Source organism: Aquimarina addita, from assembly GCF_039539305.1.
GTDB lineage: Bacteria > Bacteroidota > Bacteroidia > Flavobacteriales > Flavobacteriaceae > Aquimarina > Aquimarina addita.
Window position 1 is genome coordinate 25,010 of sequence record NZ_BAABCW010000005.1, and the last position, 13,096, is coordinate 38,105.

The window sequence follows — 13,096 nt, forward strand, 5'->3', positions numbered from 1 at the left end:
TTTTTGATCAACCGATAAAAAGTAAAATGACTTTTGACTTTCTCTTAGCATCATATAATTGTTTCTCTATATTCGGTCTCTTTTTTATTATCGTCATTTACCCATAGGTCTAACTCAATTAATTCTGATAAACCTCGTATGGTCTTCAATCTAAATACCTCTTGTAATTCTAGTAGAATCCCATAGTTTTTATTGATAGCTGTAAGCAATTGTATGGCAATAAGTGAATTTCCTCCTAGCATAAAAAAATCATCTAATACGCCAATTTTATCCTCATCGATGTTTAATGTTTCTGACCAAATTTGGGTGAGCTGTTTTTCTAGATCATTGGATGGAGCAATATAACTATCATCACCTTTCACTTCAGGTTGAAGAAGTTCTTCGGTATCTATTTTGCCATTAATAGTAAGTGGAAATTCATCTAACTGCATCCAATATTTTGGAATCATGTACTCTGGTAACAATTTCCCTAAATCTTGTTCAATTGGCACCTTGCTTAATGCTACATCCATAATGACAAAACCTACTAATTCTCGCTCTCCTCCAGACCCCTCACGCAAAGTTACATGGCAGTTTCTAACGTAATCAATAGAAGATAATGCTCCTTCAATCTCACCTAATTCGATACGGTACCCTCTTAACTTTATTTGATTATCTTTCCTTCCATGAAAAATAATAAGTCCGTTAGAGGTCCATTCTCCTAAATCTCCTGTATTGTAATACTTTTTGGCAGTATCATTAGGTAAAGTAGTAAAACTTTTCTCTGTAAGAACTGGGTTATTCAAGTAGCCTCTAGCAACAGCTTTCCCTGTAACGTAAATAGTCCCTTTAACACCGACAGGAACTTGTTTGAGATCGGTATCCAAAATCACCATTTCTGTATTGGCAATAGGTTTTCCTATCGGAATATTAGTTAGACCCTCATCATCCCTAAAGACTTCATATGTAGACACACAAACCGCACACTCTGTTGGTCCATATGCATTAAAATATCGAATTCCACTTTTAATTACCTCAATAGCTTTTTTGGTATTTGGCGATTCTCCCGCTGTAGTAATGATACGTAATGAAGTTAATTTTTCTAATGGTAATGTTTCAAGATAAGTGGGAGGTAACGTAACTATAGTAGTTCTTGTTTCGGACAATAGTGAACAAAAACGATTAGTATCGTTAATCACACCATCTTCTGGTATTACTAGTGTTGCTCCACTATAGAGTGCCATCATAATTTCATAAACCGAAGCATCAAACCCTATGGAAGCAAACCATAAAATAGTGTCCCTATCATTAACGTTAAGCTGCTTCACAATATCCGTTGACATATTGACATTACTACCATGTTCAATCATCACGCCTTTAGGCTTACCTGTAGAACCTGAAGTATAAATCACATATGCTAAATCATCAGAAGATATGGCTATATCAAGATTCTTTTTTTCTTTATCAAAAATTACGGTTTCATAATTTATTTTACGATCAAGAGTTATCTTTTCTGAACAACTCTTATCCTCAGTAATTAAAGCTTTTAATCCACTATTTTTAATGATATAATTTATCCTTTCTACCGGATAACTTGTATCTATCGGTAAATATGCAGCTCCTAACTTTAGGATAGCAAGAATGGATACTATTGCAGCATCCGATTTTGGTAATAAAACCCCTATAATATCTCCTCTAGTAATATCAAATTCTTGTTGCAGGTTTCTAGCCAATTGGTTCACCTTTTGATTTAAATCATCATATGTATATGTTAGTGCTCCATACTTAATTGCAGTTGCCAAAGGTGTAGCTATTACTTGTCTTTCGAATGTACTTACAATTGTATTTTCCTCTTGATTTAAATTATTCATAGGGCTAAATGAATTTAATAGTTGATTTTCTTTCTCCTCAAGTATATTAATATCAGCAATCTTTATTGTTCGATCCTTGCAAACTGCTTTAATAATATTATTAAAATAACTCATGAATCTTTCGACTGTATTTTCTTTGAAAAGTTGTCTCGCATATTCCATGAGGATATAATTATCTTCTTCTCTCTCAACGACAATCATGTTAAGATCAAATTTGGATTGATTATATTTTATAGTATAAGGTTCAATAACAAGACCTGAAAGATTCATAATATTAACATCTTGCTTCATAAAGTTAAAACTTACATCAAATAGAGGGTTTCGTCTTAAATCTCTTTCTAAATGAAGTTCATCTACAAAATCTTGATATGGATATAGCTGATGATCAAAATCTCTAACGCTCCCTTTTTGCACTTGTTGAACAAATTCGTTAAAAGTCATATCTCCTTGGAGTTGATTTCGGATAGGTAATGTATTAATGAAAACACCTGTCATACTTTCTAAATCATGGTGAGGTCTTCCGGCTACAGGAGAACCTACAACAATATCCTTTTGATTAGATAACTTATAGAGTAATATGTTATACATTGACAAGAACAAATTATATAAGGTCAAACCTTCACTCAAAGCAATTAATTTTAATTGTTGAACCTTTGCCTGATCTATTTTAATTAGAACGTTTCCTCCTTGGTCACTATTCCTAGTAGACCTCGCAAAATCGTAAGGTAATTCTAACACTGGTAAGTTATTCGAAAATTTATCTAACCAATATTCTTTATGTTTTTTAATTTCCTCCTGTTGCTCCTCTTCATTTTGCCACATCACAAAATCTTTATATTGAACTCGAAGTTCTGGAAGGTTTTCACCATTATAAATTGAAGAAAAATCCTTTAAAATAATAGCATTTGTTACTTCATCTGAGATGATGTGATGACAATCCATGATCATTACATGTTCTTGACTGGAAACCTCTACAACTCCTACTCTTAATAAAGGGGCACTACGTAAGTCAAAAGGTTTTGTAAAACTTTTAATTACTCCATCAACATCATCATCAGGATCCAAATAATCAATTGAAAAATCAACTTCAGGCATAATTCGTTGTAAAAGTTCTCCTTCTACAAATACAAATTCGGTTCTTAAGCTATCATGATGATTAATTAGCTTGACAAAAGATTCTTCTAATTTTTGTTTATCTAATACTCCTTTTAATGTAATTGTAATTGGAACATTATAGGATAATGATTCTTTATCAAACTCGTGTGCAAAATACATTCGTTTTTGTGAGGAGGACAATGGGTAATATTCCATGGGTTCTGAAACCGGAATATGAGAATGAACTGTAGTAACCGATTGAGAAACGAGATTACCTAATTTACTTATAGATGGATTTTCTATGATTTGTTTTATTGAAACCTTTACACCTAGTTCTTTTTTAATACCATTCGCGAGATAAACCATTTTAAGAGAATGTCCTCCCAACTCCATAAAATTACTGTTACTACCAATTTTATTCGAATCAAGGTTTAAAACCTGCGCATAAATTGCTACTAATTTTCGTTCTACATCATTGAAAGGGGCAATAACATCTTGATTATCAAGTATAATTTTATAATCTGGCAACGCTTTATAATCTACTTTCCCATTTACGGTAAGTCCAAATTCTTCTACATATACATAGTAGCTAGGAATCATATAATCGGGCAAAAACTTTCCTGAATAAGCTCTTAATTCAGAAATTTCTATCTTGTCTGATGCTTGATAATAAGCAACGAGATACTTTTCACTCTCTGATTCTTTAACAAGTATAACCGCATGTTTAATAGCTGGATGCATATTCAACTGCTTTTCAATTTCATCTAATTCTATTCGATACCCTCGTATCTTAACTTGGTTATCTTTCCTTCCATGAAATTCTAAGTTACCATCGGGCAACCATTTTACCATGTCTCCCGTTCGATACACTCGATGCTCTTGAGGTATCCAATCCGATGTAAACTTTTCTGTAGTAAGAGATTGATCACCTACATATCTCTGGGCTAATCCATCCCCTGCGATACAAAGTTCTCCTATCACACCAACAGGTACCAATGCTCCATTGCTATTAGTGACATAGGCACGCTCGTTAGGCAAAGGTTTTCCTATGGGAATGTTTCTTAAGCTTCTAATTTTTTTGGGATCTATTTTAAAACAAGTGGAATCCACACAGGTCTCCGTTGGTCCATAAAAATTATATAATTGTGTTTTTTCACCTAAACTTGAATAAAAAGTACTAACTAAATCTTTAGATAATATTTCTCCTGCTAATAACCAGCTAGATAAACTTTCTAATCTAGATTGATGATCCAAGGAATTTAAGAATAATCTTAAATGAGTTGGTGTTCCATCGGATACATCTATTCTATTTTCATTAAAGAATGATAATAGTTTAGCCCCGTCTTTTCTACTTGCATCATTAGCTATATAGAGACTATGTCCTTGTAATAGTGCTCCAAAAATCTGTTGACCTGAAGCATCAAAAGCATAGGATGCCAATAGTGCTACCCTCAACACTTTTGTCCCATATGCATTATAAACTTTCTTTTCTAAACCTTTAACCAAGTTTACCACATTCCTGTGATTGATCATTACTCCTTTAGGTTTGCCCGTAGAGCCCGAAGTAAAAATGCAATAAGCAAGATCTGTAGGCTCTGTTTTAAAGGTAATTCTTTCAGTGCTTTGAGAATGTATTTTTGATGCATCAATAGACTGGACAGGAAGGTATGCAGAATACGCCTCTAGATGACGTTCATGCGTCAGTAAAAAAGTAGCGCTACTCTGATCTAACATATAGCGTACACGTTCTTCTGGAAGTGTCGGATCTAATGGTAAATATCCGGCCCCTACTTTTAAAGCTCCCCACATCCCAACAATCATATCCATAGAGCGGTCAATAAGTAGACCCACTACATTTGGAATCACACCTTCAGAAATCAAATAATTAGCTACTTTATTTGACTGGTCATCTAACTCTTTGTATGTTAGTGCTTCTCCTTCGTAGGAAATTGCTATCCGGTCTGGATGTTTTGATACATTTTCCTCCAATATTGAAACCAAACTACTTTCTTTTTCAAAAGGCAATGTTGTATCATTAAATTCATATAATTGTTGATCCACTTCCTTCTGAGATAAGATATTTATTTCATCGATTAAGATGGTTTCATTAACCAAAATTTGATCTATAATCCTTTTCAAATACGACATAAAACGAACTACAGTATCTTCTTTAAATAGTTCATCTCTATAGGTAAAGTTTAATTTTAATTTATCCTCAAAATTCAATACTGTAAGTATGAGATCAAATTGTGCAGAGGGAAATAAATTTTCATATAATTTTGCTTTTAATTCTGAATCATTAGAAATACAATCATCTGTAATAGAATGATATGCCAAAAACACATCAAACAACGTACTTCTTCCCGAAACTCTCTCTACATTTAGCGCATTCATCAAATCGTCATATGGATATAATTGATGCTCTAAGTCTTTTGAACTGTTATGCTTTACTTGCTGTAAAAATTCTCTAAAAGTAAATTTTCCTTCAAGATTATTTCTTAAAGCTAATGTATTGATGAATACGCCTGCTATGGATTCTAAATCAATATGTGATCTTCCCGCAACGGATGTTCCAATTACGATATCCTTTTGGTCAGACAATTTATATAATAACAAATTATACAATGCCAAAACCAACGTATACATTGTTACCCCCTCAGATTGAGTAATATTATTTAATTTGTCGGCATAATTTTTAGCTAATTCAATGGCATGATTTTTTCCTAAAACATTGAATTCTTTAGGTCTAGGATAATCATAAGGTAATTCGAGTGTAGAAGTTTCTTTAGAGAATCGCTCTAACCAATACTTCTTATGCTCTTCTATTTCTTTTTGATGTTCTTCTCCATGTTCCCAAATTACATAGTCCTTATACTGAATTCTAAGGTCTGGTAAATTCTCGTCATTATATAGTGAAATAAGCTCCTTTAATAGTATAGAATTAGTAATTCCATCGGAAATAATATGATGCGTATCTATGATGAGAATATGTTCCGTATCCGAAATACATTTAAGGCCAGCTCTAAATAAGGGGGCTTCGTTTAAATTAAAGGGTTGTACAAAATATTTTAAAACTTCTTCTAAGTCTTTTCCATTCTCCAGTGTACGTATATCAAATTCTATCTCTGGCAGAATACGTTGCATCAATTCTCCATCAAAAAACTCAAATATTGTTCTTAAATTTTCATGACGTTGAATAAGTATATTTAAAACAAGTTTCAATTTTTCTTTATCCAATTGCCCATTTAAAATATAAATCATAGGAACATTATATCCTATAGAATCTTTATCATATTCATAAGAATAATACATTCTTTTTTGAGAAGACGATAAAGGATAGTGTGTTCTTATTTCAGATATCGGAATTGATATATGATCAACATTTGATGAAGTTGAAATAAAATTTTGTAAATCTACTATGGTAGGATTAGCAATGATATCACTTGGCGACATCTTAATAGCAAACTCTTTATGTATTCTACTTATTAAAAAAAGTACATTCAAAGAATATCCTCCAAAATTAAAAAAGCTACGATTGATACTAATTATTTCTGGGTTGATATTCAATACATCAGCCCAAACACCAACTAGTCTATGCTCGATTTCATTATTTGGAGCCATATATCCTTCTTCAATTACTGTTGGTTCAGGAAGTACTTTTCGATTTACTTTACCATTGGATGTAAGAGGAAATTCCTTTAAATAAACAAATAATGAAGGTAGCATATAATCTGGAAAATGTGCAGATAAATACGCTCTTAATTTTGAATTTTCAATAGGGTCTTTTGACGTATAATACGCTACTATATGCTCTTCTCCTTCAATTTCTTTGACCAATACGACACTGCCATTTACTGCATTAAATGTATCTAATTGAAGTTCTATATGTGATAACTCTATTCGAAATCCTTTTAACGTTACCTGATAATCCTCTCTACCGACAAATTCTAAATTACCATCAGGTAACCATTTTACCAAATCACCTGTCTTAAAGATACGTGACCCAGATTCGAATGGATTAGCAATGAACTTAGAAGCTGTCTTCTCCTGATCTCCTATATATCCAATTGATAAACGATCTCCTCCAATATGAAGTTCACCAGTAATTCCTATTCCACATAAATTGTTGGAAGAATCTAATACATACGTTTTTGTATTGGATACCGGTTTTCCAATTGGAATATTCTGTTTTGGTCTTTCATTAATCGGATAATATGTCGTATAAACTGTATTTTCAACAGAACCATAACAATTAATCATTTTATCTGGTCCTAATAGATCATAAGCTTTTTGCACATGCTCTATAGAAGCTCTTTCACCTCCAAAAAGCAATTTTCGCAATGATACCAATCCTTCGATTTCTGTATCAACAAAAACATTAAATATAGCTGTTGTGAAAAAAGCTACGCTTATTTCATTTTCTTTAATAAAAGTTGATAAACTTTTCAAATCTGAAGTAGATCGTTTATCAATTACATATAAGGTGGCTCCATTAAGTAAGCTACAAAATATATCAGATACAGCGCCATTAAAAGCTATATTTGACCATTGTAATACGTTATCTTTTGACTTAATGGACAAAGCTCCACTCTGTTTCACTAGGCTCACAACGTTTTGATGATGTATTACAACGCCTTTAGGATTTTCTGTACTTCCTGGAGTATACATTACATATGCTACATCATTGAAATTTGTTGTAGAAGAAATTTTTCTTGTCGATTCCTTATCAATTAAATCTTTATCTATATCTACTAAAACCTTTTCTATTGTATCATATGATTCCAAAATAGTTCCTTGAGTTATTATCAATTCTAGACCCGAATCTTCAACCATATGTTTAATTCTACTAAGCGGATAAGTAGGATCAATTGGAACATAACCTCTTCCTGACTTTAAAATCGCCAAAATTCCAACAATCATATTGATAGATTTATCCAAACAAAGACCAATCAATGAAGACTGATTTACAGCTTTCTTATTCAAATATCTCGCTAGCCCGTTGGAACGGTCATCCAATTCTTTATAGGTCAAATTTTCATCTTCAAAAACCAGCGCAATTTTATCAGGATTATTTTTTACCTGAGATGCAAATACTTCGATAATTGTTTTATCTTTTTCATATGCCTCATCGGTATCATTAAATTCATTTAATTGTTGATCAATTTCGGTATCTGAAAGGATTTGAATATCTTTTAATACAATTGAATTATCGTCAGTGATTGTCTTAACAATCTCTTGATAATAGTTCCCAAAACGCTCCATGGTTTCTCTGCTAAATGAATTTACAGAGTAGTCTAAACAAAATTTGCACCCTTGCTCTTGTTCAATTATTCTAAGTACTAACGGGAACTTAGAAACTACATTCACTTGATCTGAACTTAACACTTGCAGATCGGAAGAATTAACGCTTGAACGGTTAAAATTATAATATTCAAAAGCAATATCATATAGAAAATTACTACTTGCGTTCTTCTCTAATTTCAATTCGTTATATAACTTTTCAAAAGAGAATTCTCCATTTTTTATACAATTTGAAACATTTAGGTTTACATTCTGCAGAAACTCAGAAAATTTTAAATCCCCTGGTACACTCGACCTAATAGGTAAGGTATCAATAAACAATCCTATTAAATCCTTAAATTCCTTTTTCCATCTACCATGTGAAGAAGTGCTTATAACAACATCCTTATTGTTTGTTAACTTAGATAATAATACATAAAATATAGCTAATGTCACGGTAGACATCGTTACTTTTTCCTTTTTACACAATTCCCTAAGTTTCTTTTGATCATTATCATTAAGATCAAATACCAAGGTAGCTCCATCAAATTTTTCCTGTGCTTCTTTCTTTACATCGGTTGGTAAATTAATCGGCTCAACTGGTTCGGCGTATTGATTCATCCAAAACGCTTTTTGGGAAGTTACATCCAAACCTTTGAGTTTTTCTTCATTCCACTCTAGAAAATCTCTGTATTGAAACCTCAGGGGTGCTAAGGTTTCTTTAGCATACAATTGATTAAATTCTCTAATCAAAATTTCAAATGAAACTCCATCTGCAACAATATGGTGAACATCCAAAATAATCTTGGTGTATACATTACCCTCTTTACAAGCCAAAACTCTAAGCAATGGAGGAGTGCCTAGATTAAATGGTTTAATGTATTTTTTAATCACTTCTAATGAATCTCCACCTTCTACACTCTCGATCTCAAAATCAAAATCATCATGAATGCGTTGCGTTGGTTTTCCATCGATGATACCAAATGAAGTTCTTAATATTTCGTGCCTCTGGATTATTCGTTTAAAAACATCTTCGCATAATTGAATATCTAAAGAACCTTCTATTTCTATAACCACTGGAGTATTATATGCAATGGACTCCACATCAGACTCATACAAGGCATACAACCTTTTCTGAGTAGTATATAATGGGTAATTTAACTTAACAGGAACTTTCTCAGTTGTTTTAAATGGATTTTCGATAGCATTTTCAATTAACTTTACTTGATCTTCAAATTCTACGCAGGTAAAAAGTTTACGTAGATCTATAGAAATCTCAAATTCTTCTTCTATTAGTGCTGCTAATTTGCCCATTCCTATAGAATTCCCTCCCAAAAAGTAAAAATTAGCTTCAATTCCTATCTTATCAATATCAAAATATTCTTGCCATATGTTAACTAACCTAGATTCGGTTTGTGTAGTTGGAGGCGTATAAAGATCCGTATTTACATCTTTGTCAATGCTATCTAGTCCTTCTAATGATTGATCATATTCACCATTTAAATATCTTTTTTTCAACAGATATCGCTGTATTTTTCCACTTGTGGTTTTTGGAATTTGACCTACAGGAATTACTTTACTAACCTGTAAACCTAATCGCACACTTATATGCGTTCTTATATCGTGTGCTAAAAGTTGAAAATCTTCTGTTTCATTCTTACTTAATACGAAAACAAAAATTTCGTCCCTGTGAGTACTCTCATTAAAAATATTACAAGAAACCGCTTGCTGAAAATTAATCTCTGACATCTCACTTAATACCAAATCCAAGTCATTAGGAAAATAATTTTGTCCATTGATAATGATCATTTCTTTGGCTCGACCTGTCATAACCAAATCATTGTTATCTAAAAATCCAATATCACCAGTATTTAGCCATCCATCACTGGAAATAATTTCCTGAGAAATTTCAGGGTCGTTATAATAGCTTTTCGTTACAGCCTTACTTTTCAATTTAATATAACCTAATGTTCTATCTGGTACTACCTGATTATCTTCATTGACAATCGTAATCTGAGTAAAACCATGGGTTCCCAGATTAGCAAAAGATATTACTTCTCCTGATTTTTTTTCTGCTATTGTTACTTCATTACCAATATGTAATGTATTACGATTCACGAAGTACTCTTTGGATTTTTCATCTTCTTTATAATTCATGGATACTCCTAATACAGCATCAGCCAAACCGTATGCCGCCTTAACGCTGTTTTTGGATAATCCATATGGGGCAAAGACTTTACTAAATCTTCTACAATCATCAATCGAGACAGGTTCTGCACTGTTAATCAATAATCGCACCGAATCCAATGAAAGATTCTCTACATTAATCCTATCGAAATTATCTAAAATCATTCTATAACCAAAATTTGGAGATCCAGATATGGTAATTTTATATTCTGACATTCTTTCCATCCACAATTCTGGGTAAGCAACAAAAAGTGTAGGAAGCATTTGATATTGCGCAACATTTGACAACAAAGGAACTAAATGGAAAAAGATTAACCCCATATCATGAATCAGTGGAACCCATCCTAAAAATCTATCTTCCTCGTTTATTCGAATGTTTGCCAAATAGTCTTGATAATTGTATAAAATTGCTTCTTGTGTATTAGTAATTCCCTTTGGAGTACCTGTAGATCCAGAAGAAAACTGGATAAAAACAATATCCGATTCATCTGCTGGTAGCGGAGTAGCTTTCTTCGAGTTTTTTAATTCATCAAATACTAAAAACCTTTCCAACATTTCTCCAAAAACAGGATCTGCATCATTTTGGAATTCGGAAAAATTGCCTTTTAACGTTGGATTATCGGTAATTATGAAAGGATTGTTAAGTCTTTTCCATATTCCACAAATCTTTTCTATCGTACCACGGCCAGCAACAAAGGCAACGGGAACAGGAATTATTTTCCCTAAAACACATGCCCAAAACGTAATGACAAAATTTCTATTAGATTCGAATTGAAAAATCAACTCATCTCCAGGACTTAGTCCTCTCTCTTGTAAAGCATTCAATTTGTAGCATGCCTCAAGATATAACCTCTTGTAAGATAAATGGCTTATAGAATTACGTTCATCTATAAATGTAATTCCAGTATCACTATCAGATTGAACATTCTCTAAAAATATTTTCTGTATTGTTGATTTCATCGCTTTACCTAATTTGATTTACTTTTTCAATAGATATTTTATTACCAAGCACTTTTTTTATCCTATAAGTATTTTTGATATATCCTAATATTTAGATTATAGAAAAGTTTTATATATAAACACTCCATATTAAAGGTTACTTCTTTTTATAAGTATTATTGAGTTTCACAAAAGAGTATTAATTCCTTATCAAGGCGATAATCACCCTTTTTAATTAGAAACTAACGAAAAAGATCTATATAAGTCTGTATTTAATATTGAGCTAAAAAACCTTCTTTTAATTTTTGCTTTTGGGTATGGCTTCGCCGTTCCAAGTCACATGGATTGCTTATTTAAAAAAAAGCTGAGTAATATGTAGTTTAATATCGTAATTTAGTACTCTAAATATTCTAAATAATTTGATATTATTATAATAATTTTAAAATTGTCCCTGCTACTCAAGACTAAGATCTCTAAACTATAGCGAACTCATTCTCTTGTTAAAATAAAGCTCCATATTTAGAAACTTATTGAGGATGAAAAATAAAAGAACCTAAATTATTATTACACCAAATATATCTTGTAATAGCTAGTATTTAACTACACTTAAAGGTAGTTTGTGGAATCAAGTTTCAATACTACTCTAAAAGGTAGCTCCTCAGTCTACAGATTAGTACTTAGAATTCATTATTTTACAAAAAGTTTACATTTTTAACTTAAGTTATATTATAATACTCCCCATTTTTAAGACAGCTATTTGAATTATAACTTTAATGCTGTACATATGAAAAAATCGAGAAGAAAATTTAGTTCATCCTTTAAGGCTAAAGTAGCTTTAGAAGCGATCAAGGATCAACTTTCTTTACAGGAAATTGCCTCAAAGTTTGATATTCATCCTGCTTAAATATCTACCTGGAAGCGAGAGTCTATAGAAAACTCTTCGAAAGCTTTTGATTCCAAGGCCAAAACCGAAGAAATAGATAAGGAAAAAAGTGTTCTTTATAGTAAAATTGGTCAATTGCAAGTCGAGAATGATTTTTTAAAGAAAGTCTTGGACAAATGAGCATTACCCAGAAACGGCAAAAGGTTGTGAAATCTCATCCAAGACTAAGCCTTAATGCGCAATGTAAATTATTAAAAATTCATCGTTCAGGCTTGTATTACAAGCCCAAAGGAGAAAGTCTATTGAATTTAAAACTAATGGAAGAAATCGACAAATACTTTTTAGAATACCCTTATTATGGTGTAAAACGTATGACTGATTATCTCAAATTAGATTTAGGATATAATGTCAATGTTAAAAGAATTCGAAGGCTCTATAAATTAATGGGACTTCAAACCCTGTATGTTAAACCAAAAACTGCCATTAAATATAAAACTAATTATGTGTATCCATATCTATTGAAAAATCTTAAGATTGATTGTGCCAATCAAGTTTGGCAAACCGACATCACCTATATTCCAATGTTTCGTGGATTTATGTATATGGATGCTATTATTGATATACATAGCCGAAAAATATTAAACTGGAGTGTCTCTAACTCAATGAGTGCTGATTGGTCCACCGAACTTTTGAATGACACAATTGAACAATATGGGATCCCTAAAATCCATAATTCAGATCAAGGTTCACAATATACTAGCGATCTTTATATAACTGCTCTAAAAAAGCACCAAATACAAATCTCAATGGATGGAAAAGGTAGAGGAGTTCTTGATAATATATACATAGAAAGATTTTGAAA

At 32.0% G+C, this 13,096-nt stretch carries 2 protein-coding genes and 1 pseudogene; 2 read left to right on the forward strand and 1 reads right to left on the reverse strand.

The window, feature by feature from the left end; translation table 11 throughout:
* Window positions 1-50 precede the first annotated feature (50 nt).
* Entirely contained in the window at window positions 51-11,372 is an 11,322-nt protein-coding gene (locus tag ABD816_RS07895) for an amino acid adenylation domain-containing protein (RefSeq protein ID WP_344926218.1), read from the reverse strand.
* A 763-nt stretch (window positions 11,373-12,135) separates the two neighbouring features.
* On the opposite strand from ABD816_RS07895, the gene ABD816_RS07900 reads away from it, so the two are divergent.
* Window positions 12,136-12,255, forward strand: a complete 120-nt coding sequence (locus ABD816_RS07900) for a transposase (RefSeq protein WP_344926219.1) — start codon at window positions 12,136-12,138, stop codon at window positions 12,253-12,255.
* Between the two features lie 149 nt (window positions 12,256-12,404).
* Window positions 12,405-13,094, forward strand: a pseudogene (locus ABD816_RS07905) (IS3 family transposase); the annotation flags it as partial.
* Window positions 13,095-13,096 lie beyond the last annotated feature (2 nt).

Coding starts and splice junctions, on each gene's coding strand:
- ABD816_RS07900 (WP_344926219.1), top strand. CDS start 12,136: ATGAAAAAATCGAGAAGAAAATTTAGTTCATCCTTTAAGGCTAAAGTA.
- ABD816_RS07895 (WP_344926218.1), bottom strand. CDS start 11,372: ATGAAATCAACAATACAGAAAATATTTTTAGAGAATGTTCAATCTGAT.